This window comes from Streptomyces flaveolus (assembly GCF_000716535.1).
GTDB lineage: Bacteria > Actinomycetota > Actinomycetes > Streptomycetales > Streptomycetaceae > Streptomyces > Streptomyces flaveolus_A.
In genome coordinates this window covers 12,556-37,878 of the sequence record NZ_JNWV01000064.1, presented here as the reverse complement: position 1 = coordinate 37,878, position 25,323 = coordinate 12,556, and the positions used below count along the sequence as shown (strand labels likewise).

The window sequence follows — 25,323 nt, the reverse complement described above, 5'->3', positions numbered from 1 at the left end:
GTGCGCATACAACACAGGTATCAAGTACAGCTCATAATGGCGAGGTTGAGTCCCTACAGTCCCTGCCCTGCCTGGCCTTAGGTCGCTGACCTGCAACGATGCCCCCCAGCTGGTCAGTCCCTGCTCTGTTTTCCGGCCCCTGCGGCTTGGTCCCTGGACCCTCTGGTCCCTCGCCCGCCCCCTCAGGGACCGGGATTCCCGCTTGCTTCCCGAAACGGCAGGCGAAGTTCACCGTGCTGTTCAGTCCCTTCAGCCCCTAGGGTGGGGGTGGACCACCAACCCAGGGACCCAAGGGACTCACGAAACTGATAGAACGGCACGCGGGTCAGACAGACACTCCCTTTCCAGTAAGCGGGCCTTACACTCGTTTCGCATCAGAGTCCCTTCGGTCCCTGGCGGGGCCAACCTCCCACGCCAGGTGTGTGAAGTGATCGGGCAGACAGAAGTGACGAGGACGATTCCCGTGCCCCGCGAAGACGAGAGCAGCCGTAGTGCAGCCGGTGTTGCGCACGGGTCGCCGCGAGCCGTCGCGCTGTGGTGTGCGGCCCAGGGCTGGCCGGTTCACCCCCTGGCCCCAGGACGCAAGACTCCTGTCGGGAACTGCCCCGCCTGCTCGGGGCGCCGGCACGAACCGGCGTCGTGCCCGTGCCTCCCCGCAGGACGCCCTTGTCACGGTTTCCATGCCGCCACGACGGATCCCGGCCTCGTCGAACGTTGGTGGGCCGACATCCCCGCCGCGGGCGTGGGAGTTGCCTGCGGGCCCGCCGACCTCATCGTGATTGACATCGATGCCCACCAGGCCCCCGTGCCCGACCGGGGACGGCTCCTCCCCGGCATCCTCATCCCCGAACAGGTGCAGCTCGCCGGCCTGGCCTCAGGTTTCGACACGCTGGCTCTGCTGGCCGCCTACCGGGGTGAAACCTCCCCTGCCGAGGACGAGAACACATTGCGCGTACGCACGCCCTCAGGTGGTCTGCATGTCTGGTACCGCAATCCCGACACGTCGGTGCGGTACAGGTGTTCGACCGGGTCCGCCCGCCATTCGGCTCTTGCCTGGCAGGTCGACGTACGCGCTGACGGCGGCTACATCGTGGCCCCCGGCACCCGCACGCCGCAGGGTGTCTACCGTGCGGAGGGCACGGCCCGCCGTCCGGCCGTGCTCCCGGACTGGCTCCGGCGCGAGTTGAGCCGTACGGGCCACGTGCTGGAGCCGCAGCGCCCCGCCGCCCCCGCGGCCGCCGTCCCGGTGGTGCGCCGACAGGGGCGCGCCACCTCCGCGGAGCGGCTCATCGACCCCCTGATCGCCCTGGTCGCGGAGTGTGCCGCTGCCCCCGAAGGGACCGGGTTCACGGAGAAGCTCAACCGCGCCGCCTACACGGCCGGCGGACTGGTCGGATCGGGGTATCTCGACCACGCCACCATTCGTGACCGACTTGTCCGTGTCGCCTCCTACGCCCGGCCATGGCAGCAGAGCAGGAATGAAAAGATCGTCGACGACGCCCTTGCCGTAGGGTCCGTCCGCCCTCTTCACCTCAAAGGACGTCCATGAGCAGCAGCGCCGAAGGCTCACCGCGTTTCGATCCGCAGGCCGCCGCTCAGCAGATGCTCGACCTGGAGACGGTGGAAGTGGTGACCGCGCCCGCACGTCTGCCCGCACAGGGCTTCGTGAACGCCCCTGTGACGTCCCTCGGCAGTGGAGCCGCCTCCTCGACCCCCTTGTTGCCTCCTTCCCTCTCGGACCGGGGAAACGCCCGCCTCTTCGTGCAGATGCACCGTGATCAGTTCCGGCATGTGGAGGGACTGGGCTGGTTCGCGTGGGACGGCTACCGGTGGAAGCGCGGGGGAGGGGAGAAGGCCGCCCTGTGGGCCGCGGGGGAGATGGCGGAGGACATGCCGGCCACCGACCCGCGAGGGGTCTTCAGCGACCGCGAACTCGCGAACCACAAGCGGCGTACGCTGTCCACCACCGGCCTGAAGGCCCTCCTCACCCAGGCGAAGGCCTCACCGGACATCTCCGTCGCCCCCGACAGGCTGGACGGGGACCCCTACGCCCTGTGCACCCCCGTCGGAGTGGTCGACCTGCACAGCGGGCACCTCCGCAAGCCCGATCCCACCCGTGACTTCCACTCCCGTGCCACCAGCGTCGCCCCGCAGGCCATGGAGACCCCTCGCTGGCACCGGTTCCTCGCCGACACCTTCGGTGACGACGACGAGGGCCGGGAGATGATCGACTTTCTGCACCTGCTGCTCGGCTACTCCATCACCGGCGACGTGGGCGCGCAGGTGTTGCCGTTCCTGCACGGTGAGGGCAAGAACGGTAAGTCCGTACTGCTCGACATCATGATCCAGATCCTCGGTGACTACGCGGACGCGGCTCCGCCGGGCTTCCTGATGGACCGTGGCGCCTTCTCGGAGCACTCCACCGAGCTGACCGAACTGCACGGGCGCCGCCTGGTGGTGTGCAGCGAGCTGAAGCCGAACGACAAGTTCGACGAGGCGCGCGTCCGGCTCCTGACGGGTGGCGACAAGATCAAGGCCCGCCGTATGCGGCAGGACTACTTCTCGTTCACCCCCACGCACCACCTGTGGCTGCTGGGCAACCACCGCCCGGAGGTCTCCACGGGCGGCTTCGCGTTCTGGCGGCGTATCCGCCTGCTGCCCTTCACCCGTACGGTTCCGGCGCACCGCAGGATCGACAACCTCGCCTTCGAGCTGGTCCGCGACGAGGGGCCGGGGATCCTCCATTGGCTCATCGAGGGCGCACAGCGCTACCTGCGCACCAGGGACCCGCTGGAGGGCCCTGACAGGGTGCGCATCGCCACGACGGCCTACGCCACCACCGAGGACCACATCGGCCGTTTCCTGGCCGAATGCTGCACGCGTGACGGCGATGCGGGGAAGGACCTACGGGTGGAGCAGGGGCTGCTCTACTCGGAGTACAGCTCGTGGTGCAACGCCGGAGAGGGGATCCGGCCCGCCACGCCCCGGGCCTTCGCCAATCGCGTCCGCCAGGAGGTGGGCGTGGCCTCGCCCGCCGACATGATCAAGTCGAATGGCCGGAAATATTATCCTGGCATCGCCCTATTGGAGCACTCATGACGGCCTCCGTACGTCTGCTCTCTCCACTATGTGGCCTACACGGTCGTCGGAGTGCGCTCTACGATGGTGAGCGGGCCCCGTACGCGGTGGGCCCCCGCGAAGCGGCCTGTCCCCCGGGGAAGGGCGGGCCGGAGCGACACGGACAGATGCCCGGCCATGTCCCATGGCCGGGGAGCACGCCGACGAAGGAGAGGCTGCAGCCATGAGTTCGCTGTTGACCGAGAGCGACCTCATCCACGAGGCCGAGGTGGTGTGGCTGGAGAACCTCGAACGGCTCGACTACGTCCGTCAGGCGCTGGACAAGACCAGGCGGCGCAACACCAAGCCGCCGTACGCGCGCGACGGGCGCATGGTCGGGTACGCGCTGCTGGACGAGGGCGCCTCCCCGGACCCGGACAGCGGCCTGTACAAGCGCCGGGTGTTCTTCCTGCTGCCCCACGACCGTGACAGCCTGCCCGACGGCCTGTACCGCGAGGGAGCCCCGGGAGAAGCGGTCGACCCGCGCACGATCGCCCCGAAGAAGCCGGGCGCGAAGACCCCCAGGTCCCAGTCCGGTTCCGTGGCCATAGCGACATCGACCCCCTGAGGCAGGGCCCCCGACAGGGCGCGCGCGGACCTCTGCCGCCGGCCGGGCACGGGCCGGGATTCCTCCGCTACTGAAACGATCGACGTTCTCACGGAGTTCACGTGCGTCCGCCCGAGACGGGGCGGCGCACGTGCGGTGCCGTACCGCCTCTGCGGCCTCGTCCGGGACCGGCCCCCTATGCGGGGGTGCTGACGCACGCCTGCCGGGAGGTCGTGGTCCATGCCCGTCGGCAGGAGGCCGGCCCCGCCGAGCCGTTCGCGCCCGGCGGCCCCGGTCCGAGCAGGCTGAGCGCCACCGCGCGCCGTGCCGGTGCCGTACCGGCAGCAGAACCGGCGACGGTACGGCGGGACCGAAGGGCCTCAGTACCAGTGGTTGGCCTGCCAGAACGTCCAGGCGTCGCAGGGGCTGCCGTAGACGGTGTTCATGTAGTTCAGGCCCCACTTGATCTGGGTGGCCGGGTTGGTCTGCCAGTCGGCGCCGACGGAGGACATCTTGGAACCGGGCAGGGCCTGGAAGAGGCCGTAGGCACCGGAGGAGGCGTTCACCGCGCGGTAGTTCCAGCTGGACTCGTGGTCCACGATGTTGCTGAAGCACTGGTACTGGCCGCTCGCCACCATCTGGCGTGCCATCGCCTGGATCTGCGCGACGGTGTAGCTGCTCTGGACGGGAAAGCTGGAGGAGTCGCGGGTCGAGCGGGTGGCGGCCTGGGTCTTGGCCTCAGCGCGCTCCTTGGCTTCCTCGGCCGCCTTCTGGGCGGCCTCCTTCTTCGCGACGGCGGTTTCGGCGGCCGTCTTGCGGGCCGCTTCCTCGGCGTCCTTCCTGGCGCTCGCGTCCGCCGCGATGGCCTGTGCGTCGGCTTGTTGCACCAAAGACGCGGTCTGCACCTGCGCCTGCCGTCCCGCGGGTAGGTCCGCGAGGAGCGTGGCGTCGGCTGCCGTCGCCTCGGGGTCGTTGGTCTGCGCGGTGCTGCCCGAGGCTATGCCGACGACGCTTCCGACAGCGGTGACCGTGGTGGCCGCGGCCACCACGAATCCCCGGACCGAGATCGTGCTCACCCGTGTTCCTTCCTGTTCGTCCGAGACACCGAGTCGCCGTGCACGTATGTGCCTCGCCTGGCGAATGCGCAGGCGTAGCACTCTGCCGTGTCGGGGCACGCCGCGCAACGGTTGGTGAAGGAGGTGTGGATGTCGACACACGGATGCCGGAGGGGCATCTGAACCATTTCCCCACTTCGGGCCGTGTAGGGAGAAGCACATCGGTCGGTGGCCGCAGCGGGAAGGCTGGTTATGGCATGCCCAAGGAGTTGAGCAAGACCTTCGAAGTCCGTTGGGACGACGCGGATCTGAACGGCCATCTGCGCAACACGCGATACCTGGAGTACGCCGCCACCGCCCGGCTCGCCTTCCTGATCGGCGAGGGATGGGCACCGCGGAAGCTGCTGAAGGCCGGGTTCGCCGCCGTGTCGCTCGGTGAGGAGGTGCGGTATCTGCGCGAGGTCTTCCCGCTCGAAGTGGTCACCGCCACCAGCCGCGTCATCGGTCTGAGCGCGGACGCGGCGCGCTGGCGATTCGAGCACACCTTCTCCCGGGAGAGCGGAGAGGAGGCCGCTGTCGTCCGTACCCTCGGTGCGTGGATCGACGTCGGCGCCCGCAGGATCGCCCCGCCGCCGGCCGAACTGCGGACGGTCATGGAAGAGGCCCGTGCGGCCGACTGCGAGGTCATCGCGTCGCGGCACTGAGCCGGCCGGGCCGGAAATCGGAGCGGGGCCGGAAAGCGGCGCGGGACACACCTGGGTCTGGCAGAATGTGTTTCCGACTGTGGCAACATGTGCGTACGAGCGTGAACAAACATGTGCCGCAAAGCAGCGCTCTCCGGAGGCTTCCGTGTCCGCATCGCCAGAAAACATCGGCCCTGCCATGAGCGGCGCCCTGCCGCTCGGCGAGGATCCGGTGGCCACTTTGGAGGCGGCCGTGTGGGCCATGGCCGCCGTCGTGAGCACCCAGCGGCAGGCGCTGTCGGAGCCCCTGGAGGACGTGCTCGCGGGAGACGCGCGGCGTACGGCGGTTCTGGAAAGCGTCGGCCTGGTCCGCAGGGAGGCCGACGGTTTCGCCGTCCATCCCTCGCTCGTCCCGGCGGACGCCCTGACCGCGCGCAGCGGCGTGGAGGCGAAGCTCAGCTCGCTGCGCCAAGCCGTCTCCGCCGCCCTGGACGCACAGGCCGCGGCCGGACTCGGGTGGGGCGCGCAGAACGACGAGGTGCTCCTCGGTCAGGGGCGGGCCTCCGCCGCGACCGGCCGTGCGCTCGCCGGGAAGGTGGTGCCGGCGCTGCCCGGGTGCGCCGAGCGGCTGCGGGCGGAGGGCAGCCGCGTCCTCGACGTGGGCACCGGTGTCGGCGCGCTGGCCGTGGTGCTGGCCGCGAGCTTCCCCGGGGCCCGGGTGGAGGGGATCGACGTTCTGGAGCGGGCGCTTGGCCTGGCGCGCGCGGAGCTTTCCGCGGCGGATCCGGCCGTGGCCGCTCGGGTCCGCCTGCGCAGGCAGAACGCGGCGGAGCTGTCGCAGGAGGAGCGCTACGAACTGATCTGGCTGCCCGCGCCGTTCCTCTCGGAGGAGGAGCTGCGGGCCGCCCTCCCACGCCTCGCCGCGGCTCTGGTGCCGGGAGCGTGGCTGGTGGCGGGGACCAACCCCGCCGCCGACGACGCGCTGCGCCGCTCCGTCGGCCGGTGGACCGCGACGCTTGGCGGCGGCAACTCCTTCGACACGGCACGCATGAGCGAGGAACTCGTCGCCCTCGGGCTGGAGGAGGTGAGGACCTTCCCCACGGTTCCGGGCGGCCCCGTCCTCGTCGCCGCCCGACGCCCCGCGGGCCGGGCGCGTCCCGCTTGATCAGTCGGATGCCGCTCTCCGGCCGCCGAGCAGGTCCGCGGCGGTCACGTCCCAGTCCACACCCACCAGCTCGTGACCGGGCGGGACGAGCTGGTAGGTGCGTTCCAGCCACTCCGCGAGCGGTGGCACGGGCAGTTCGAACAGCGCCGCCATGTCACCGGAGGCGAGCTGGAGCCGCGCTGTGGTCCGCTCCTCCAGGTTCGTCGGCCAGACCTGGACGTCACCGAAGCCGCTCATCGAGTACAGCCCCTGCTGGAGGAGGTCCCGGCCGATCCGCCACAGGACGCGCGGGCCGCCTTCGATGAGGAACTCCACGCACACGATCAAGGGACGCTCCGGGTCGTAGCTGAACTCGGCCCTGATCGCCTGCCGGGCGGAGACGTCCAGCACGCGTTCGATGTCCAAGGTCAGCTGGGGACGACCGTGCGGTGCCGTTCGGCTGGCCTGTACACCTGGCTGGTAGCCGCTCATGACGGGTAGATCCTTCCCTGTGGCGGAAGCTGGCTCGACCTACTCTCGCCCCCGCGGGATCGCCGTACATAAGTAACTTGACCGTCGAACCCCACCCGCGGTGACGGTGAACGGCGTGACGGCCGCCCGCCGGACGGACCGCTGTCCGTTTTCAAGCGTCCTGTCCGGAGACGGGACCGGTCGGGGCCGGCGCGGCCCGCGGGTCGCCAACATTAAGTCATTCGACTGTCGCCCCTGCTCCGCGCCTGAACGATGCTGAAACAGTTGCCGGTGATCCGGTGCCGGACGGTCGTCATGCTCGGAGGAGCCAGCCGTGAAACGTACTCCCGTCGTCTTCATCCATGGGGCGTGGCTGCACGCGCTTTCCTGGGAGTCGTGGGCGGAGCGCTTCGCCAGCCGGGGGTTCCTCGCCTTCGCGCCCGGATGGCCGGGGGAGGCCGCCGCCGTCCCGGACCTGCGCAAGTCCCCGGAGCTGCTCGGCCGTATCGGCCTGGACGCGCTGACCGACCACTACGCCGGGATCGTGCGGTCTTTCGAGACCGCGCCGGTGATCGTCGGACACTCGGTCGGCGGGCTCATCGCGCAGCATCTCATCACCGCGGACGTCGGCCGTGCCGCGGTGGCCATCGCCCCCGTCCCGCTCAACGGCGTCCCGGTCGACGACGTACCGCTGCGCGAGCCCCCCGCCCTGCTGTCGCCCGCCGCCGAGCACGACCCCGCCGAGCAACTGGTGTCCCTGTCGGCGGAGCAGTTCCACCGCGTCTTCGCCAACACGGTGGAAGCGGAGGAGTCCGACCGGCTCTTCGACCGCTACGTGGTGCCAGCACCGCGCCGCCTGCTCACCGACGTCGGCTTCACGGGTGCGCCCCGCAGCCCGCGCGCCGTGGCGGACGTGGTCAACCCCGGGCGCGGCCCGCTGCTGCTGATCTCCGGACAGGAGGACAGGCTCGTACCGGACGCGGCCACCCGCGCGGTGTACAAGCAGTACGGCGACACCACCGCGGTCACCGACCTGAAGCAGTTCGCGGACCGGGCCCACTCGCTGGTCATCGACAGCGGATGGCGCTTCGTCGCCGACTACGTGCTCGGCTGGCTGGACGGCCACGGCATCCGCGCCCACCTCCCGGAGGGCTGACCGCACCGCGGCCGACCGGCGAGATCCGCCGTCCCGCGTCAGCGGGCCACGCGCACACCTGTCACCCTCACGCGTCCTGGCCGCCGGGCATCTTGCCCAGGGCGTCGCGCAGGGCGGCGCGGGAGGTGATGCCCAGCTTCGGGAAGACCCGGTAGAGGTGGGAGCTGACCGTGCGCGGCGACAGGTGCATTCGCGCGCCGATCTCCTTGTTGGTCAGACCACTGGCGGCGAGATCGGCGATCCGGCGCTCCTGCCACGTCAGCGCCGCGAGGTGCGCCGAAGAGGCGACGGTGGCCGCACCGGTGGCGCGCAGCTCGGCTGATGCCGATGGCGTGGAGGTAGGCGGCTTCGTAGTCGCCTTCGCTGAGGGCGGCGGCGGTGCCGATGGCGTCGGCGATCTGGGTGAGGAAGCCGACGCCGCGGGGGCGGGCCCAGGCGTCGACGGTGGCCTGGAGTTCCCGGGCGCGTTCGGTCTGGCCGCGCATCGCGGCCAGCAGCCCCAGATACGCACGCGTGTGATGAGCGAACAACGCATTCCGATGAGACGTGGTCAGCTCCAGGCAGCGCTGTCCGGTCCGCTCGGCCTCGTCCCACTCGCCGACCGCCATCTGGTCGAGCATGATCTGGTGCAGCATGGTCATGCTGACCGACACGGCCCCCGTCTCGATCTCGCGGTCGACGATGCGCTGGAGGAGCGGCCGGTACTGGCTGAGCGTGTCCACGTGGTAGGCGGCGGCGCCCAGGCGGGTGATGTCCCACGGTTCGAGGTCGCGGAGGCCGGCGAAGGCGCGCTCCACCCGCTCCCGCACTCCGGCGCCGCGACGTACCACGTCTCCCCAGGCGTCCTGGTAGATGCGGGAGAGGGGTGACACCAGGCCGCCCAGGGAGCCGATGAGCTCGTGCGTCCGTTCCCACGACGTCTCGTCGCTCGCGTACTGGTCGATCGCGAGCAGCAGGTTCACCAGCCGGGTGAGCACCTCGTCCGGCTCTGTCACACCGCTGTCGCGGATGCTCTCGATCGTCGTCAGGACCTGGCGGTGCGAGGACCGTACGTCCCCGTCCTCGTACAGCGCGCCGTAGGCCGACGCGACCACCGAGGCCGGAGAGTCGTTGCCGCCGGTCGTGGTGTCGGAGCCGACCAGCTGCTGAGCCCGGTCCAGCAGACCGGCGTGACCGGCGATGAACGCGGCGCTGCCCAGCCGCCGGGACCGTTGCTCGCGGTCCTCGCTCAGCTCCGCGGCCCGGGTCAGCCAGGCCACGGCGGCCTGCGAGCCGCCCCGCCGGGTGGCGGAGTCGGCCGCCGCCTCCAGCGCGGCCGCGACCTCCTCGTCCGGGTCGACCGTCGAGGCCGCCAGGTGCATGGCACGCCGTTCCACGTCGTCGCGGTGCACGTGCGCGAGCACCGCGTGAGCCGTGCGCCGCTCGTTGGGGGTGGCCACCTGGACGACCGTCGAGCGCACCAGGGGGTGCCGGAAGACGAAGTCGCCGCTGAGCGGGTCGATGTCCAGCAGGCCGCAGGCCGCGGCCTCGTCGGCGTCCATCATGCGGTAGCGCGTGCCGCGCGTACGGCCGGCCGCCGTACCCGCTCCGACGCCGTCCAGGGCGCCACGCAGCAGTTCCGCGCGTACGGCGTCACCGAGCGCCTCGATGCGGGCGCCGTAGACGTGCCGGAGGCGCAGGGGCAGCGGGACGCCGGCGTATCCGACCAGGTCCTCCCCGTTGCCCGCCGTCCGGCCACTGCGCAGCACATGGGGCGGCAGTTCCAGCAGCGCCAGCGGGTTGCCCAGCGCCTCGTCCAGGACCACACGGCGGATCTCGGGGTCCAGCCCGGGGTGGTGCATGTCCAGGAGCTGCTCGGAGGCCTTCTCGGACAGGGTGGTCACCGGCAGTTGGGGCAGCGCGGCCGTGTCGAAGCCCGAGGGCACGTCCGAGCGCAGGCCGACGGCGAGCTTCACCGAGCTGCCGGTGAGCCGTCGCCCGACGAACCCGCACACCTCGGTGCTGGAGGCGTCCAGCCACTGGCCGTCGTCGAGCACCAGCAGGAGCGATGTCTGCGACGCCGCGAGCGAGAACAGGTCGAGGACGGCGATGCCGAGGGTCATGACCGAGGGAGGCGGGCCCTCGCTCCTGCCGAAGACGACGTCGAAGACCCCTCGGTGGTTGTCGTCCAGCCGGTCGATGTAGGAGAGCAGCGGGTACAGGAACTGGTGCAGGCCGGCGAACGGCAGCTCCGACTCCGCCTCCACTCCGGCCGCCCTGATCACTCGGTGCTGCTCGCCGGCGGCGAGGTCTGCGACGTGGTCCAGCAGGGCGCTCTTGCCCACACCCGTGTCGCCGCGCAGGACGAGGGCCTGGCCCCCGGCGGCCGTCACGAAGTCGGACAGCACCTCCCGCTCCCGTTCGCGGCCGACCATCATCCTGTCGATCGACTCCACCGTCCCCCACTTCCTTCCCCGCTGAACCGGTCCGGGCGGACGCTGCCGCGCCCATGTGCACGGATCGCGCCAGGCACAGAGGCGAGGGTACGTCGTCGTCGCTCCTCGCTGCGGCGGCGTTCTTCCCCGTGGCTTCCCTTGGGGGCCTCGGGACGGCGCGTGCACATGCTCCCTGCGGCTTCCTGAGCAGTGGTTGTGCTCCACGGCGGGCCCGCCGCCCTGCGAGCCGCCTTGAGCCAAAAGACTAGAGGTACCTCAGGAAGTTCGTCACCTGGTATGGCCGAAAATGTTCTTGATGCGCGTCCCTCATTGCGGTTTGGGGGTCCGCGCAGGCGGCCCGCACCTCGGATGAGCTGTGTGTCTTCCGCGCCGACACACGTGTCGTCACTCGGGAGCGGTGGTGTCCGGGCGGCATGTACGGCCTGGCCTGGCCGTTCAGCGCGCCGACTGCGGAACATGTGAGTTAGTGTCTCAGTGTCTTTTCCATACGTGTGTACGGACGCAGTGGCGGCCCGGCCGGGGCGCCACAGGGGAGCGAGGCGGTCATGGACTGGGTGGACCAAGGGCTGTGCCGGGCGCAGCCGGACCGGATGTTCGCCGAAGGAGCCGCACAGAACGAGGCCAAGGCGGTCTGCGTCGCCTGCCCGGTCCGGCTCGACTGCCTGGCCCACGCTCTGGACCACCGCGAGGAGTACGGCGTGTGGGGCGCGATGACCGAGCGGGAGCGCCGGGTGCTGCTGCGTCGCCGCCCGGCCGTGACGTCCTGGGCGGAGATCTTCCGCACGGCCGCCACGCACGCGGTCCCGGCCCCGGTCGTCACCGGTCGGGACGTGTCCCCGGCAGTGGACCGGACGCCGTCCCGGTTCGCCCCGGCACGCAGACGGCGGCGTGGTACGGCGTCGGCCGAGCTCGACCGCTGAGGCCGCGGCGGGGTCAGGGCCGCAGTGCCTGGAGGGTCAGTTCGCCGTACCTGCGCCACAGTGCCGGATCCCGCTCCGCGAGGTTGACCAGCTGTAGGCACATGCCGCAGAGCACCACGCGCAGGTCCAGCGGGCTGGCGTCCGGGCGGATCCGGCCGGCGGTCCTGGCCTCCTCCATCAGCGCGGCCAGCCGGTCGAGCAGGGGACCGGTGTACGCCGTCGACCGCCCCTCCGCGAGCGCCTCGGACAGCAGACGGTCCCGGGCGAGGTTCTCGAAGAGGAGGAGCACGTAGGTTTCGAAGGTCCGCGCCGGCTCGGCCTTGGCCAGAGCGGGCGCGGTGATCCGCTCCAGTTCCCCCAGCCGGTGCCCCACGACCGCTTCCACCAGGTCTTCCTTGGTCGGGTAGCTGCGGTACACCGTGGCCTTCCCCACGTCGGCGCGCTCGGCGACCTGCGGCACGGTGCCCTGGAGCCCGAACTCCTCGAAGACCTCCAGTGCCGCGGCGAAGACCCGCTCGTGGTTGCGCCGGGCGTCGGCCCGCCTGCGGGGGGCTTCCTGCCGGCTTTGCTGCGGAGTCGTCTGCACCGGATTCACCCGTTCATTGTGCCTGCCGTCCTGTGTGGTCAGGACCACTCAGGACCACGGGAACAAACGGACTCGAGAGTCCGGTTATGCTGGACGAGACAAGCGGACCCAAGGGTCCGAATCCAGTTCCCCCAGGAGTGGTGATGACCGCATCGATCAGCGGCGAGCGCGCCACGCTCGCCGATCCGACCCGTCGGCTCGTGGAAGCGAGCCGAGAGATCGCCCCCGTGCTGCGCCGCACCGCGGACGCGGCCGAGCGTGACAGCCGGCTGACGCCCGAGGCCGAACGGGCGCTGCGGGAGGCGGGCCTGTTCCGCCTCGGCGTACCAAAGCGCTGGGGCGGTGAGGAGCTGGCGCCCGCCGACAGCCTGGAAGTGTCGGCCGAGGTGGCGCTGGCCTGTCCGTCGAGCGCCTGGGTCGTGATGGTCTCGTACGTGGCGCAGCAGATCGCCGCCTCCTTCGGGGAGCAGGCGCGCCAGGACCTGTGGGGCGACGGCCCCGACGTCCCCATGTGCGGGGTGTTCGGCAGCGTGGGAGTCACCGCCGCGCCCGTCGAGGGCGGGTTGCTCGTCTCCGGCTCCTGGGCCTGGGCGTCCGGCAGCCACCAGGCCGACTGGGCCCTGCTCGGCGTCCCGCTGCCGGGGGAGCCGGGCGCCGCGACCGAACGAGGACTGGCGCTCGTGCCGGCCTCCGCCCTCACCATCGACAAGACCTGGGACATGGCGGGCATGCGCGGCACGGGCAGTGACACGCTGATCGCCGACAAGGTGTTCGTCCCGTACCACCGGCTCCGGCGCTTCGCCGACGTCGTCCAGGGCCAGGGACTGCCGGAGGAGCCGTTGTACCGGATTCCCCCGGGATCCATGACGGTCGTCTCCATGGGACCGCTGCTGGGCATGGCGAGGGCGGTCCTCCAGCTCACCATGGAGGCCGTCGAGGGCGGCAAGCCGATGGCCATGTCCCTGCACGCCCGGCTCGCCGACTCGCCCAGCGTGCAGGCGGCGCTCGCCGAAGCGGCCACCCTCATCGACTCCGCGTACCTGCACCTGAGGCGCTCGGCGGAGTTCATCGGCACCGCGGCGGCCTCCGGAACCACCCCCACGCTGCTCGAACGGGCGCGGGTGCGCATGGACGCGGGACACGCCTCCACCTGCCTGCGCCAGGCGGTGCAGGCCCTGCTGACCGTCAGCGGAGCGGGCAGCTTCTCGCTCACCAAGACCATCCAGCGGCACTGGCGGGATCTGGAGACCGCGTCCCGGCACCCCACCCTCAACCCCGGACTCGCCAAGGAGATGTACGGCCGTGCCCTGGTGGGTGACGACCGGCCGGTCAGCCCCATGGTCTGAGGCACGGCCCACGCCTCGCATCTGTTCGTACGCCCGCCGGGCGCATGGCCGTCGCCCGGCGGGCGAGAAAGGAAGAAGTCACCATGTTCGGCCTCAGTGCCCCGGCGGCCGCCGGAGGCACCGTGCGCGAGGTGCTCGGGCACTTCGCGACCGGCGTCGCCGTCATCACGGCCGGCGGGCCGGCCGGCCCGCTCGGCTTCACCTGCCAGTCCTTCGTCTCCCTCTCCCTCGACCCCCTGCTCATCTCCTTCTCCCCGGCCCGCACCTCGCGGACCTGGCCTCTCATCCGTACGGCGGGCACCTTCGGGGTCAACGTCCTGGCCGCCGGCCAGGCGGACGTCAGCGCCGCGTTCGCCCGCTCCGGGAACGACAGGTTCCACGGAATCGGATGGTCGCCGGGCCCGGGAGGCGCGCCGCGACTGGACGGCGTGTGCGCCTTCATCTCGTGCGAGCTGTGGAACGAGTACGACGCCGGTGACCACACCCTGGTCGTCGGGCGGGTCCTGGCGCTCGGAGCGGATCCCGCACAGGAACCGCTGGTCTTCCACCGCGGCCGTTACCGCGAGCTGGTCCCGGGGCTGTCGGCGCACGTGCGGTGAGCGGGCGGCCCCGGCCCACCCGGGCGGCGCCCCGCGGCCGGCCGGCGCCGCTGCTCCCGGCCGGAGCGCGGACGGTCTTGATGCGTACCGCGTTCTGCGTCGGCGGGTACTCACCGGCACCGCGACACACCGCCTCCGGACACCCTCCATGCGTCCACACGTATCTCATCCGTGTGGCCGGACACACACCGAAGTGGCCGGTCTCACGTGAACCTCCTGCATGACACACACGTCCCCTCAAGTGAGGGAACGACCCCATGCCGACCGGGGCGGTCCGGACATCGTCCGCCGCGTGGACAGGTTCCGCGGGACGCGGTCCGGCACGAAGGACCCACCGCCGCACGGACGGCCGCACGTCGGTGCCGGCCCCACGCGGCACCTGAGCGGGAAGAAGCTGATCACGATGAAGGACGGCACGACCGTCTGGCTTCCGTACCACCGACACCGGATACCCGGCCTGCCGGACGAGTTCACCTACGCGTACTGGGACGGGTCCGGCCCGTTGCCGGGTGACCCCGCCGAGGTCCGTTTCCTCGTCGGGCCACCGGCCCCCGGCGCCGAACGCGTCCTGAGCCCCGTCCTGCCGCGGATGCGCAACCTGGAGGTGCTCCAGCTGCTCAGCTCCGGCTACGACCACATGCTGCCGTTGCTGGACGCGATGCCGCCCGGGACCCGGCTGACCACCGGGCGCGGCGTGCACCGCGAGGCCACCGCCGAACTGGCGGTCACCCTGCTGCTGGCCCTGTGCCGGGGGCTCGACGTGTTCGGTGCCCGCCAGGCCGAGGGGACGTGGCAGCCCGAGTTCCGCACCACGCTGGTGGGCAAGCGCGTCCTGGTCATCGGCTACGGTGCCGTCGGCGCGGCCGTCGCCGCCCGGCTCGGCGCGTTCCGGTGCGAGCCGGTCCTCGTTGCCCGGACGGCGCGCACCACCCCGGCCGGGAGGGTGCACGGGGTGGCGGAGCTGCCCGAGCTGCTGCCCACGGCGGACGCGGTGGTGCTGTGCGCGCCGCTGACCGAGCAGACGCGCGGCATCTTCGATGCGGACGCGCTGGCGCTCCTGAAGGACGGGGCCCTGCTGGTGAACGCCGCCCGGGGAGAGCTGGTGGACACCGACGCACTGGTCCAGGAGGTGCGAAAGGGCCGGCTCCGGGTCGCGCTCGACGTCACCGATCCGGAACCGCTCCCGCCCGGCCATCCGCTGTGGCACCTGCCCGGCGCCCTGATCACCCCGCACGTGGCGGCCTTCACCGACGCGTTCCCGACGATGACCGAGGACTTCCTGCGCCGGCAGCTGCGCCGCTACGCGCGGGGCGAGGAACTGCACAACGTCGTCGTGACGACGACCGCGGCCCACGATGTCGAACAGGCCGCGTGAGCCCATGACGACATCCACGCACGGCGACCATCTGCACGTGCTCGGACCCGACAGCGGCCTCGCGCGAGTGTTCGCGTTCTACGAAGAGCGCGCCCATGGCGACCCGTCCGCCGCCTGGCACGCGTTCACCACCGCCTGGAACTGGGCCGCGCCGCTGACCACCGCCGTACCCGGCGCGGACGTCCGGGACAGGCCGGTGGCGCGGCCGGCCGTCGGCGGCGGTTTCTCCCTGTCCGGACTGTGGCACCTGCCGGGGCACGACGGAACCGGACCGTGGCTTGCGTTGCCGCTCACCGCCGGCGAACGGCCGTCCCGCCCCGTCACGGCAACGCCCGGCGGCCTGGATCTGTTCGCGGTGCCCTCCAAGGCGCTGCGGGCCGCGGTCCACGCCGTCACGGGCGACGCCGACATGCCGGGACCGGTGTTCCGGCTGGAGGACGTGCACGTGCCCACAGGGTTCGTCACGCACGCGGCGGCCACCCCGCTGCGCGCCGGGGACGCGCCGTTCCTGTGGACGGCCGTCGTGGCCCAGGCCCTGGGAGCGGTCCGGCGCATGACCGACACACTGGCCGCGGCGGACGCGGAGCCCGGCGCGGCCCGGGGACCGCGGCCGTCCGCCGCCGTGGCCGCCGAACTGGCCGCCGTGCTGCACGACGAGCGGCTGAGCCTGGCGGCGGCCCTGCACGGCGCGCCCTCCGCGCGGCTGGGCCTGCCGCTGTCCGCCGAGGAGCGGCTGGCCGCGCGCGTGCAGCGGGCCGGGAACGCCGCCCATCAGGTGGTCGCGTCGGCGCTCGACCACGCACTGGCGTCGTACGGGTACGCCGGTGAGCACCCCCTGGTGCATCTGATGGAAGCCAGTGCACCGATACTTCAGCAGGTGCGGTACGCGACGCAGCTTCTGCCGCCCGACGACGGGACCTCCTGGAAAGGTGCATAAAGGTGACAACCGTCACATATCAGGGAGAACGTGGCTCCAACTCCGCGACCGCCGCACGCGCCCTGTACCCCGAGAGCGTGGAACTGCCCCGAACGAGCTTCGAGCAGGCCCTGGACGCGGTGACGCTCGGCGCCGCCGACGTCGCCGTGATCCCGGTGGACAACTCCGCGGCCGGACGCGTCGCGGACGTCCATCACCTGCTGCCGGAGTCGGGACTGTTCATCGTCGCCGAGCACTTCCTCGCCATCCGCTTCGACCTGATGGGGGTGCCCGGCGCGACCCTGGACCAGGTGGAGTGCGTACGCAGCCACGTCCACGCCCTGGGACAGTGCCGCAAGCTGCTGCGGGAGGGCGGCTGGCGCACCCTCGTCAGCGACGACACGGCCGGAGCGGCGCGCGAGGTGGCCGAGCTGGGCGACCCGCGGCACGCGGCGCTCGCCCCGCCCGCCGCGGCCGGGCTCCACGGCCTGGAGGTGCTGCGCTCCGGCGTCGAGGACGACCCGGACAACACGACGCGTTTCGTCGTGCTGTCCCGGGACGCCGCCCTGGCCCCCCACACCGGGGAGCCGACGATGACGAGCCTGTTCTTCTGCGTGCGCAACATCCCCAGTGCGCTGTACAAGGCACTCGGCGGGTTCGCCAGCAGCGGCGTGAACCTCACCAAGATCGAGAGCTACCAGATGGGCGCGGGGCTCAACCCCAGCCGCTTCTACGTCGAGATCGAGGGGCACCCCGACGACGAGCGCGTCGCCCTCGCCCTGCACGAGCTGCGGTTCTTCTCCTCCGAGGTGCGCATCCTCGGTGTGTACCCCGCACATCCGCACCGGCTCGGGGGCTGAACCGTCCCGGGGACGGTACGAGGCGACCCGAGCGGCCAGGGAGGGCGTGTTCCTGACCGCATGGGCCGCCGGTCGTGACCGTCGTGGCCGGTCCGCCGGTGAGCCGGGGTCTCCGCCGCCGTCGCCGGGGCGGCGGAGAACCCCTTCACCCGGACAACGTTCGCGGCCCCCCGCGGGGTTCACGGACAGCGCGGGTGCGCGGCCGCCGCGACGTCCCCGGGCGCCCTGTGCGACGATGGACACACATGGTCAATGAACACACATGGGGCGCCCCGCCCGCCGAGCCGCGACATCCACACATGTGCCTGATCGGCGACAAACCTGGTGACCTGGTGGAAGCCCGGGCCGGACGGCCTTCTAGGGTGTGGGCATGACTCAGCACCGCAAGGGCCTCGTCCTCGACTTCGGTGGTGTGCTGACGACACCTCTGCTGCCCGCCGCGCTCGCCTTCGAAAAGCGCGCGGGACTGGCCGAGGGGACGCTGCTCACCGGCCTCTACCTGAACCCCGAGGGGATCCGGCTCACCGAGGAGCTGGAGCGCGGCACGCTCACCCAGACGCAGTGGAACGAAGCGGCCGGACGGCTGCTCGGTATCGCGCCGGACAACCTGATGGGCCGCATCTTCGCCGACCTGCGCCCCGAGACCTCGGTGATCGCCGCGGCCGCCGCCGCGCGCCGGGCCGGGGTGAAGGTCGGCATCCTCTCGAACTCCGTCGGCCTGACCCCGTGGAACCTGTACGACGGCTACGAGGTGGACGAACTCTACGACGCCGTGGTGCTGTCCGAACTCCACGGGACGCGCAAGCCCGAGCGGGAGAGCTTCCGGCTCGTGCTGGAGCGGCTCGGCCTGTCGGCCGAGGAGTGCGTCTTCGTCGACGACACCGAGCAGTACCTCCCCCCTGCGGCCGAACTCGGCTTCACCACCGTCCACGCGGTGGAGCCCACACGGACGGTCGCCGCCCTGGAAAACCTGCTCGGCGTTGCGCTGACGGACGCGCACCCCGAGCGGACGGCCCCCTGAGGAGACACACATGCGACTGGGTCTGGCCCTTCCCACCTTCGGTCCCGATGCCACGCCGGAAGGCCTTCTCCGCGTCTGCCGCACCGCGGAGGAGATGGGATACGACTCCCTGTGGACGGGCGACCGAGTCCTCGCCCCCCGCGTTCCGAGCGCTCCGTACCCGAGCCGCGACGGCCGGATGCCGCGCGTCTACGAGAACCACATGGACCCCCTGGTGGCTCTCACCTTCGCCGCGTCCCACACGAGCCGCGTCCGCCTGGGCACGAGCACGCTGAACGGCCTGTGGCAGCCGCCGATCATGCTGGCCCGGTCGCTGACCACCCTTGACATCCTCAGTCAGGGACGGCTCACCGTGGGCCTCGGTCTGGGCTGGATGCCGGACGAGTACACCGCGGTCTCCGTGCCCTGGAAGGGCCGGGGCGCGCGGCTCGACGAGACGCTGGACGTCCTGGAGGGGTACTGGGCCGAGGACGTCTTCGCCCACGAGGGGCCGCTGTTCACCATCCCGGAGACCGTGGTGGGGCTCAAGCCGCGCCAGCGGCCCGGCCCTCCGGTGCTGCTCGCGGCGTTCACCCCCAGGGGCCTGCGGCGGATCGGGCGCCGGCTCGACGGCTGGCTGCCCGGCGCGATGCCCCTCGCGCACCTCATGGGCATGTGGGACACCGTCCTCAAGGAGGCGGCGGAGACGGAACGGGACCCGGCCGGCCTGCACATCGCGCTGCGCGTCAACCCCGAGCTGACCGACTCGAGGACCGGCCCGGAGCAGATGCCCCGGGCGGGGACGCTGGACCAGTACGTCGACTACGCGCGGGCCGCCGCCGAGGCGGGGGTGCACGAGCTGTTCGTGGACTTCGGGCAGGCGCAGCCCACCCTCGCCGAGCGTGTCGACCTGGCCGGCCGCTTCCTCGAAGGGGTCCGCGCCGGCTGACGGAGCACCGCGCGTGGACCCGCCCAGGAGGCGAGTTCCTCCTCGCCCCTGCGGGCAGGCCGAGGGACCTGTCGCGAGGAGGATTCAGCGCAGCACCCGGTACACCGACGCCGCGGTGAAGCCGTACGCCATGTGCGGGATGACGTCCGACACCCACGACGTGAGGCTCCAGGTGGTGGGATCGGTCACCTTCATCGCGGTGGCCGGGACGTCACTGCCGGCCATGGCCGCGGCACCGAGCAGCGGCCCGGCCGCCCAGACCGGCAGGTGCCCGTCGCGCCGCACCAACCCGTACGCCGCTCCGACCCCGAGGCCGGTGACATAGCCGAGCAGCGCGCCGAGGGCCTCCTCACGATGGGCCTTGTCCTCACCTTCCCCCAGCCGCACCCCGACCCCGCCGGCGAGCTTCCCCGCGACCGTCGCCGGCATGTTGCTGGATCCCCTGCCGCGCAGCAGCATGTCGCCGTACGAAACGACGTTCAGCGCGACGGTGCCGGCTGCTCCGGCGAGCAGACCCTTGGTGAGTGACCGCATGAGAACTCCCTGTACGTGACACGTGGCCGAGATACGTATACCGATACGGCAAAGAAGACATTACACATAATGTCCGCTTTGAAGGGTGCCATAGGTGTGATCTCGGGTGGCACGGGATGCCGGGGCGGCCGGGCCGGCCGCCCCGGCACCTGTTACGTGAGCCCGAAGGCCCGTACGACGCTCTGCCGCACGCTGTTGCCGCGGGCGTCGCGCGCGTTCACGCGCAGGCTGACGAACCGGGCGGCGCGGGGGGCGTCGAGCCGCGTCCGCCACGTGGTGCCCGAGTGCCGCAGCGCCGCGCGGTGCCAGGTGACCCCGTCGTCGTACGAGACCTCCAGGCCCACCTCGTCGACCGCGGCGGTGCCGGTGGACCCGGCCAGGTGCGAGGCGGTCACCGCCAGTTCAGCGTGCCGCCCGGCCCGCCCGGAGGCGTCGGTGGCGATCCCGTAGTCGAGCTGGATGAGCGGCAGTTGGGCCTGCTCGCCCGTCGCGCCCGCCCGGGAGGTGAACCCCCACTCGGTCCGGGTGGCGGTGGAGTAGGGAACGTTCCAGGCGTCACGGGAGTTCTCCGAGACCAGACGGTAGGGGAGCGGGGCCGGGCTCAGACCGGACACGGTCATGGTGAGCTGGTAGCGGCCCATCTCACGGACGAGCCTGTCACCCTGATAGAGCCGCACCTGGTTGTCGACGTCGAAGTTGCCGTAGCTGCCGCCCAGATGGCCGGTTCCCGAGTCGCCCCAGCCGGGGACGGACACGTACAGCTTGTCGTCCTGGCGGACCGGTGCCCGTTGCCGTCGATGAGCCGCGACCGCTGGACCGGCCCGAACCAGCTGACCCGGGCGGCGGATCCGGCGCGGTAGGTGACGGCCGGGGCGTACTGCTGCTGCTCGGCCGGGATCTGCGCCCGGTCCGACCAGGGCTCGCCCGCCGTGACCCAGTCCGTGCGGTCACCCTGGGCCGGGGCGTCCGAGGGGTTCAGGGCGCTGCCGCCGGCCGGTGTGACGTCGTCCCGGTTCTCCAGCGCCCGCCCGGCACGGTAGTTGCGAAAGGAGACGTCGACGCGGGCCAGTTCGCGCCGGTCGGTCCGGTGGACGAGGTCGGCGGGGACGGCGCCCCGGTAGTCGTGGGCGAGGTCGTAGACGTACTCGGTGACGGGGTGCGAGGTGACGGAGAGCCGGGTACGGGCGTCGCCGGTCGTCCGGGCGATGAGCCGTTCGCCCTCGTCGTGGGTGAGCGTGGCGACGGTCAGTGGCGGTGGATCCGCCGGCAGCCAGGGGGAGTTCTCCCACGGCTGCAGACGGCCGTCGCCGTCGTTGACGACCAGGAGCAGCCGGGCGCCCGCGGCGGCCGCCGCGGCGGCCTGCTCCGGCACGGACACCGTGTCGTCGCGACGTCCACGCCCTCACCGGTGTCGCCGGAGGCCCACACCCGCGGCGCTCCCACCTGCGCGGTGCTGTCGGCGAGAGCGGCCTTCACCTTGCCGTCCAGCCAGATCTTGGCGATGCCGCCCTGGAGCCGGGGCCGCCGGTTCGCGTCCCGTGCGGAGGTGTGGCCGGTGACCGACGTCCAGAACGCCGTCGAACGGTCCACGGCCAGCGCCGCGCCTCCGATGCTCTCCAGCGCGCGTATCGTGCGGGCGCCCCGCGGTGGCGTCAGGCGGCCGGAGTGCCGGGCCGCGTCCGTGTAGGTGACGATCAGCGGCAGCCGGTCGCGGTGCGCGTCGTCGTAGCCGTCCGCCAACAGCCGGTCGACGTCGAACAGTTCCCGGTCCAGCAGGCCGGCGGCGACGTACGGCAGCGCGTCGCGGGGATAGACGTAGGTGTGCCGCCCGCTGCGGTGGGTCTCGAAGCCGGTGTAGCGGCCTTCAGGGTCTTGTACCAGGTGGCTGCGCGTGCCGTCGGGGGCCCGTACGACGGTGACCGTGTCGCCGGTCACCAGGGTCACCCGGGGTGCGCCGGGCGGGGCCGTCGCCGGGGCGGTGGGAGCGGCGGGCGGCGGAGCGGGCGGTTCGGCGGCCGGGAAGGCCGGGACGGGTGACGCCGCCAGCACCGCGAACACGGTGCACAGCGTCGTCCACCCGCACCTGCGCCAAGGCAGAGGCGGCACGACAGGTCCCTTCGTCGGACGTGTTACGGGATGCCGCAAGCATTCGACAGTCGGCCCCCGCACATGTCACCGCGCTGTGGCGCGGTTGTGCCATGACGCCATGTGGACACCTGGAGCCCGCCGTCCGTGCGGATCCGGTCCGACCCGGAATGTGTGCGCGTCCTCGCTGGTTTCTCCAGAACACCCACCCCGTCCGCCCCGTCGGTGCCGCGCGCGCCGGGGGTACGGCAACGCATCGATGGGAGAAGCCTTGAAGCGCCCCGAATCCGCCCACAAGCCGTCCCGACTCCGCCGCGTCCGCCTCCCCGGAACCGTACTCTCGCCCTCGTCGGCGGTGTCCCGGCGTCCCCGTGACGAGGAGACACAGGAGGCCTCCGGCCCGGACACGGCTCGGCAGGCCGTGGAATGAGCTGAGCGGCGGCGCTGCGACCTGACCGCCGCCACGTGGGCCGACGGGCCCCCGGGAACACATGCGTCCGTGTGTTCCCGGGGGCCCGTCGGCGTGTCAGGAGGCCCCGAGGCCGTGCAACAGGGTGTCGACGACGACGTCCGCCGCCTGTCCGGGACTCAGTTCGGGCATCTGCCGGGACACCAGGTGCATGAGCTGGGGCAGCAGCACGCCGGCCCACCCCTGCGGCAGACCGGGGCGCAGGAGACCCTCGTCGGTGGCGCGGTCGAGGAAGGCTTCCACCTCGCGGACGGACGCGTCGCGGCGCGCGCGGACGGTGTCGTCGGCGAGCATGCGGGTGAGGTCGACGGGCCAGGTGCGGTTGACGGTGATGATGTTCTCGACGTAGCGGTGCAGGGCGACGGTGACGGGTGCCTCGCGCAGCCGGGCGTCCTCGATGGCCCGCTCGATGGCCGTGAGGCGGGACTCGTAGATGGCGGCGAGGAGTTCCTCGCGGGAGGCGAAGCGCCGGTAGACGGTGCGCCGGTCCACGCCCGCCTCGGCGGCGATGCTCGCGATGCTCGCGCCGGGGTCGGCGGCGAGCATGCGCGCTCCGGTGGTCAGGACTGCTTCCAGGTTGCGTGCTGCGTCGGCTCTCACCGCACCGAGTCTAGCCAGGAAATGTGGAGCCTCAGACAGCTAAAGCCACTGGAGTGTGAAAGTGCGTCGAGTAAGTGCTACATTGAAGTGACAGATAAGCAAGGTAGTGCAGACGCGCTGAGGCTCTTGGCTTGTGCCACGGTCGGCGCGCCCGCCCACCGCTTCCAGAAAGGCACCTTCGATGCCGACGTCACAACAGTCCTCACCCCGGGTGGGCGGGGTGGCGGCCGCCATGAGCGCGCTGATCCTCGCGGTCCTCCTGGCGGCCCTGGACCAGACGATCGTCTCCACGGCGCTGCCCCGGATAGCCCAGGACCTCAACGGGTTCGACGACATCGCCTGGGTCAGTGCCGCCTACCTCCTCGCGTCCACGGCGGTCACGCCGCTGTGGGGCAAGCTCGGCGACATGTTCGGCCGCAAGCGCCTGTACCTGACCTCGACCACGATCTTCCTGATCGCTTCCGTGGCCTGCGGCCTGGCGCAGAACCTCCCCGAGCTGATCGGCGCCCGCGTGCTCCAGGGCATCGGCGGCGGCGGCATGATCGTGCTGACCTTCGCCCTGGTCGGTGACATCGTCTCGCCGAGCGAACGCGGCCGGTACCAGGGGATGTTCGGTTCGGTCTACGGCGTCGCCAGCATCGTCGGCCCGCTGCTGGGCGGCATCTTCACCGACCAGCTCTCCTGGCGCTGGGCCTTCCTGATCAACCTGCCCATCGGCGTCGTCGCCCTCGTCGTCGCCGCCCGTGCGCTGCCCGCGGCCACCAGGGGAGCCAAGGCCCGCATCGACTACCTCGGCGCCACCGTCCTGGCCGTGATCGCCACCGGCCTGGTCCTGACCACCTCGTTCGGTGAGCGCTGGGGCTGGGGCTCGCCGGCCATCATCGGCCTGATCGTCGCCACCGTCGCGCTGGCCGCGCTGCTGGTGCCCGTCGAGCGCCGCGCCGCCGCCCCGGTCCTGCCGCCGGCCATGCTCGGCTCCCGGACCGTGGTCTTCTCCTCGCTGATCGGGTTCCTCGCCAACGCCGCGATGTTCTCCGTCCTGGTCTACCTGCCGACCTACCTGCAGATCGTCCACGGTGTCTCGGCCACCCTCTCCGGCATCTACATGCTGCCGCTGGTCGCCGGGCTGGTCATCAGCCAGTCCCTGGCCGGACGCTGGGCAGCGCACGTCGAGCGGCTCCGCGTGATCCTGCTCGCGGGTCTGGTCGCCAACCTCGCCGGACTGCTCCTGCTGGGCACCATCGGGGCCGGCACCAGCACCCTGGTGCTGAGCGTCTACTTCCTGATCACCGGAGTCGGCATCGGCATGGTGCCCATGGTCGTGCTGACCACCGTCCAGAACAGCGTGCCTGCCGTCGACCTCGGCGCCGCCAGCGCCGTGGTCACCTTCGCCCGCTCCATCGGCGCGGCCTTCGGCGTCGCCGTCTTCGGCACCCTGCTCAACACCGGCTTCGCCGACCGCACCGGCGCCCTGCCGACCAGGACCGGCTTCGACGCCGCCCGCCCCGACACCATCGGCCGGCTGCCGGCCGCCCTGCGCGACACCGCGCTGGACGCCTTCGCCCACGCCACGGCCGGCGGCTACCTCTTGATCGCGCCCACCCTCGTCGTCGGCGTCGTCCTCGCCGTCTTCCTCCGGCCCGCCCGGAAGTCCGGGGACACGAGCCCTGCCGCCCTCGACTCCGCCACCCCCGACCCGGCGGCCAAGGACACCGTTCCGGCCGCCTGAACCACCGCGCAGCGCCACGACCGGCCGACGCCCCCAGCGGGTGCCGGCCGTCGGCGTGTCCGGACGCCCGCGGCGTGTCGGGGGTGATGGCGTTCGGCGTTCCGGTGGGCTTGTGCCGTGTCGGGGTGATGGCGTCCGGCGTTCCGGCGGGCTCGCGCGCTTCGGGGGTGAGGCGTCGGGCGCAGCGCGGGCACGCGGCCGCCCCCGGTGGTGCCGGTTACGCGCCGCCCACGTCCGGGGCGCTTTCGGAGAGTCGCTTGAGCTGCGCGATCCACAGGGTGTTCAGCCGCTGCGCCCACACGGGGGACAACGCGTTCAGGGACCTGGCGGCGGGACCGCGGACGACGTTCTCGGTCACCACATGGGTACCGTTCGCGACGGCGGTGAACAGCCAGGCCTGGTACAACTGCACACCCGCGCCGACGCCCGACCAGCCGAGCCGGCGGGGAGGTTCGTGCTCTCCCAGGAAGATCTCGAACCGCTGCTCGTGGAAGACCACCTCGAAGGCCCGGGGGAGCGGTCCGGCCCACGCCTCGGTGATGCCCGGAACCCAGTCGGGCCACCGCGTCACATCGGCGAGCAGGGCGAAGGCGGTGGCGGGCGGTGCGTGCACCACGGCCTGCGCCTGGCAGAAGCTGTGGGCCTGGTCGGGCGAGAAGCCCGACGGCCAGTGGATGTCCGGATGGCTGTCCGAGGCATCGAGCATCCGGTTCCCCTCTCGCGTCGCCCGGCGGCCCCAGGTACGGC

General features: G+C 71.8%; 23 protein-coding genes and 1 pseudogene. 15 read left to right on the top strand and 9 right to left on the bottom strand.

Annotation, left to right across the window (positions count from 1 at the left end; genetic code table 11):
* The first annotated feature begins 418 nt into the window (after window positions 1–418).
* The 3 genes from OO52_RS42790 to OO52_RS42780 all read left to right on the top strand — a co-directional run bounded on the left by OO52_RS42790 (window position 419) and on the right by OO52_RS42780 (window position 3,685).
* Entirely contained in the window at window positions 419–1,549 is a 1,131-nt protein-coding gene (locus tag OO52_RS42790) for a bifunctional DNA primase/polymerase (RefSeq protein WP_324606079.1), read from the top strand.
* Entirely contained in the window at window positions 1,546–3,099 is a 1,554-nt protein-coding gene (locus tag OO52_RS42785; protein ID WP_030658698.1) for a DNA primase family protein, read from the top strand. Before OO52_RS42790 ends, OO52_RS42785 begins: the two co-directional genes overlap by 4 nt.
* A gap of 202 nt (window positions 3,100–3,301) precedes the next feature.
* Window positions 3,302–3,685 carry a DUF6009 family protein gene (locus tag OO52_RS42780; protein WP_030658695.1) on the top strand — a complete coding sequence of 128 codons (384 nt, stop codon included), beginning with the start codon at window positions 3,302–3,304 and terminating at the stop codon, window positions 3,683–3,685.
* 359 nt (window positions 3,686–4,044) lie between these two features.
* On the opposite strand, the gene OO52_RS42775 is transcribed toward OO52_RS42780, so the two are convergent.
* Complete coding sequence (locus tag OO52_RS42775; protein WP_030658693.1) at window positions 4,045–4,740, bottom strand: transglycosylase SLT domain-containing protein; 696 nt, start codon at window positions 4,738–4,740, stop codon at window positions 4,045–4,047.
* Between the two features lie 236 nt (window positions 4,741–4,976).
* On the opposite strand from OO52_RS42775, the gene OO52_RS42770 reads away from it, so the two are divergent.
* Both OO52_RS42770 and OO52_RS42765 read left to right on the top strand, forming a co-directional pair.
* A complete protein-coding gene (locus OO52_RS42770) occupies window positions 4,977–5,423 on the top strand; it encodes an acyl-CoA thioesterase (RefSeq protein WP_048910706.1) in 447 nt (148 codons plus the stop codon).
* 178 nt (window positions 5,424–5,601) lie between these two features.
* Window positions 5,602–6,567, top strand: a complete 966-nt coding sequence (locus OO52_RS42765; protein ID WP_234340004.1) for an SAM-dependent methyltransferase — start codon at window positions 5,602–5,604, stop codon at window positions 6,565–6,567.
* Here the strand turns inward: OO52_RS42765 and OO52_RS42760 are convergent, their stop codons facing one another.
* Entirely contained in the window at window positions 6,568–7,038 is a 471-nt protein-coding gene (locus OO52_RS42760) for an SsgA family sporulation/cell division regulator (RefSeq protein ID WP_030658680.1), read from the bottom strand.
* 313 nt (window positions 7,039–7,351) lie between these two features.
* Here OO52_RS42760 and OO52_RS42755 point away from each other — a divergent pair, with 313 nt between their 5' ends.
* Window positions 7,352–8,173, top strand: a complete 822-nt coding sequence (locus tag OO52_RS42755) for an alpha/beta hydrolase (RefSeq protein ID WP_030658678.1) — start codon at window positions 7,352–7,354, stop codon at window positions 8,171–8,173.
* A 67-nt stretch (window positions 8,174–8,240) separates the two neighbouring features.
* Here the strand turns inward: OO52_RS42755 and OO52_RS42750 are convergent.
* Window positions 8,241–10,587: pseudogene (locus tag OO52_RS42750) on the bottom strand (LuxR C-terminal-related transcriptional regulator).
* Window positions 10,588–11,153: 566 nt separating this feature from the next.
* On the opposite strand from OO52_RS42750, the gene OO52_RS42745 reads away from it, so the two are divergent.
* A complete protein-coding gene (locus tag OO52_RS42745; RefSeq protein ID WP_030657961.1) occupies window positions 11,154–11,528 on the top strand; it encodes a WhiB family transcriptional regulator in 375 nt (124 codons plus the stop codon).
* A 13-nt stretch (window positions 11,529–11,541) separates the two neighbouring features.
* Here the strand turns inward: OO52_RS42745 and OO52_RS42740 are convergent, their stop codons facing one another.
* A complete protein-coding gene (locus OO52_RS42740; protein WP_234338052.1) occupies window positions 11,542–12,123 on the bottom strand; it encodes a TetR/AcrR family transcriptional regulator in 582 nt (193 codons plus the stop codon).
* Window positions 12,124–12,257: 134 nt separating this feature from the next.
* Between OO52_RS42740 and OO52_RS42735 the strand changes: the two genes are divergently transcribed.
* The 7 genes from OO52_RS42735 (at window position 12,258) to OO52_RS42705 (ending at window position 19,159) form a co-directional block, all read left to right on the top strand.
* Window positions 12,258–13,460, top strand: a complete 1,203-nt coding sequence (locus tag OO52_RS42735) for an acyl-CoA dehydrogenase family protein (protein ID WP_030657957.1) — start codon at window positions 12,258–12,260, stop codon at window positions 13,458–13,460.
* Between the two features lie 83 nt (window positions 13,461–13,543).
* Window positions 13,544–14,059, top strand: coding sequence for a flavin reductase family protein (locus OO52_RS42730; protein WP_030657955.1), 516 nt, complete (start codon window positions 13,544–13,546; stop codon window positions 14,057–14,059).
* Between the two features lie 403 nt (window positions 14,060–14,462).
* Entirely contained in the window at window positions 14,463–15,434 is a 972-nt protein-coding gene (locus OO52_RS42725; protein ID WP_030657953.1) for a 2-hydroxyacid dehydrogenase, read from the top strand.
* A 4-nt stretch (window positions 15,435–15,438) separates the two neighbouring features.
* A complete protein-coding gene (locus OO52_RS42720; RefSeq protein ID WP_030657951.1) occupies window positions 15,439–16,371 on the top strand; it encodes a hypothetical protein in 933 nt (310 codons plus the stop codon).
* Window positions 16,372–16,373: 2 nt separating this feature from the next.
* The gene (locus OO52_RS42715; RefSeq protein WP_030657949.1) at window positions 16,374–17,210 is read left to right on the top strand and encodes a prephenate dehydratase; all 837 of its coding nucleotides are present in this window, start codon (window positions 16,374–16,376) and stop codon (window positions 17,208–17,210) included.
* Window positions 17,211–17,580: 370 nt separating this feature from the next.
* Window positions 17,581–18,231 (top strand): HAD-IA family hydrolase, encoded by a 651-nt coding sequence (locus OO52_RS42710; protein WP_030657946.1) that lies wholly within the window; start codon window positions 17,581–17,583, stop codon window positions 18,229–18,231.
* Between the two features lie 10 nt (window positions 18,232–18,241).
* On the top strand, window positions 18,242–19,159 hold the full coding sequence (locus OO52_RS42705) for a TIGR03619 family F420-dependent LLM class oxidoreductase (RefSeq protein WP_030657944.1): 918 nt from the start codon (window positions 18,242–18,244) through the stop codon (window positions 19,157–19,159).
* A gap of 84 nt (window positions 19,160–19,243) precedes the next feature.
* Here the strand turns inward: OO52_RS42705 and OO52_RS42700 are convergent, their stop codons facing one another.
* The 4 genes from OO52_RS42700 to OO52_RS42690 all read right to left on the bottom strand — a co-directional run bounded on the left by OO52_RS42700 (window position 19,244) and on the right by OO52_RS42690 (window position 22,793).
* On the bottom strand, window positions 19,244–19,693 hold the full coding sequence (locus OO52_RS42700) for a hypothetical protein (RefSeq protein ID WP_030657942.1): 450 nt from the start codon (window positions 19,691–19,693) through the stop codon (window positions 19,244–19,246).
* Window positions 19,694–19,845: 152 nt separating this feature from the next.
* On the bottom strand, window positions 19,846–20,313 hold the full coding sequence (locus OO52_RS53615; protein ID WP_234339972.1) for a hypothetical protein: 468 nt from the start codon (window positions 20,311–20,313) through the stop codon (window positions 19,846–19,848).
* A 625-nt stretch (window positions 20,314–20,938) separates the two neighbouring features.
* Window positions 20,939–21,751 carry a hypothetical protein gene (locus OO52_RS53610; RefSeq protein WP_030657937.1) on the bottom strand — a complete coding sequence of 271 codons (813 nt, stop codon included), beginning with the start codon at window positions 21,749–21,751 and terminating at the stop codon, window positions 20,939–20,941.
* Between the two features lie 553 nt (window positions 21,752–22,304).
* Window positions 22,305–22,793, bottom strand: a complete 489-nt coding sequence (locus OO52_RS42690) for a TetR/AcrR family transcriptional regulator (protein ID WP_030657935.1) — start codon at window positions 22,791–22,793, stop codon at window positions 22,305–22,307.
* Window positions 22,794–23,028: 235 nt separating this feature from the next.
* Here OO52_RS42690 and OO52_RS42685 point away from each other — a divergent pair, with 235 nt between their 5' ends.
* Complete coding sequence (locus tag OO52_RS42685) at window positions 23,029–24,576, top strand: MDR family MFS transporter (protein WP_106972169.1); 1,548 nt, start codon at window positions 23,029–23,031, stop codon at window positions 24,574–24,576.
* Window positions 24,577–24,793: 217 nt separating this feature from the next.
* Here OO52_RS42685 and OO52_RS42680 read toward each other — a convergent pair whose 3' ends face one another.
* On the bottom strand, window positions 24,794–25,282 hold the full coding sequence (locus OO52_RS42680; protein WP_030657931.1) for an SRPBCC family protein: 489 nt from the start codon (window positions 25,280–25,282) through the stop codon (window positions 24,794–24,796).
* Window positions 25,283–25,323 lie beyond the last annotated feature (41 nt).

Coding starts and splice junctions, on each gene's coding strand:
- OO52_RS42785 (WP_030658698.1), top strand. CDS start 1,546: ATGAGCAGCAGCGCCGAAGGCTCACCGCGTTTCGATCCGCAGGCCGCC.
- OO52_RS42780 (WP_030658695.1), top strand. CDS start 3,302: ATGAGTTCGCTGTTGACCGAGAGCGACCTCATCCACGAGGCCGAGGTG.
- OO52_RS42770 (WP_048910706.1), top strand. CDS start 4,977: ATGCCCAAGGAGTTGAGCAAGACCTTCGAAGTCCGTTGGGACGACGCG.
- OO52_RS42765 (WP_234340004.1), top strand. CDS start 5,602: ATGAGCGGCGCCCTGCCGCTCGGCGAGGATCCGGTGGCCACTTTGGAG.
- OO52_RS42760 (WP_030658680.1), bottom strand. CDS start 7,038: ATGAGCGGCTACCAGCCAGGTGTACAGGCCAGCCGAACGGCACCGCAC.
- OO52_RS42745 (WP_030657961.1), top strand. CDS start 11,154: ATGGACTGGGTGGACCAAGGGCTGTGCCGGGCGCAGCCGGACCGGATG.
- OO52_RS42735 (WP_030657957.1), top strand. CDS start 12,258: ATGACCGCATCGATCAGCGGCGAGCGCGCCACGCTCGCCGATCCGACC.
- OO52_RS42730 (WP_030657955.1), top strand. CDS start 13,544: ATGTTCGGCCTCAGTGCCCCGGCGGCCGCCGGAGGCACCGTGCGCGAG.
- OO52_RS42725 (WP_030657953.1), top strand. CDS start 14,463: ATGAAGGACGGCACGACCGTCTGGCTTCCGTACCACCGACACCGGATA.
- OO52_RS42720 (WP_030657951.1), top strand. CDS start 15,439: ATGACGACATCCACGCACGGCGACCATCTGCACGTGCTCGGACCCGAC.
- OO52_RS42710 (WP_030657946.1), top strand. CDS start 17,581: ATGACTCAGCACCGCAAGGGCCTCGTCCTCGACTTCGGTGGTGTGCTG.
- OO52_RS42705 (WP_030657944.1), top strand. CDS start 18,242: ATGCGACTGGGTCTGGCCCTTCCCACCTTCGGTCCCGATGCCACGCCG.
- OO52_RS42700 (WP_030657942.1), bottom strand. CDS start 19,693: ATGCGGTCACTCACCAAGGGTCTGCTCGCCGGAGCAGCCGGCACCGTC.
- OO52_RS53615 (WP_234339972.1), bottom strand. CDS start 20,313: ATGACCGTGTCCGGTCTGAGCCCGGCCCCGCTCCCCTACCGTCTGGTC.
- OO52_RS42690 (WP_030657935.1), bottom strand. CDS start 22,793: ATGCTCGCCGCCGACCCCGGCGCGAGCATCGCGAGCATCGCCGCCGAG.
- OO52_RS42685 (WP_106972169.1), top strand. CDS start 23,029: ATGCCGACGTCACAACAGTCCTCACCCCGGGTGGGCGGGGTGGCGGCC.
- OO52_RS42680 (WP_030657931.1), bottom strand. CDS start 25,282: ATGCTCGATGCCTCGGACAGCCATCCGGACATCCACTGGCCGTCGGGC.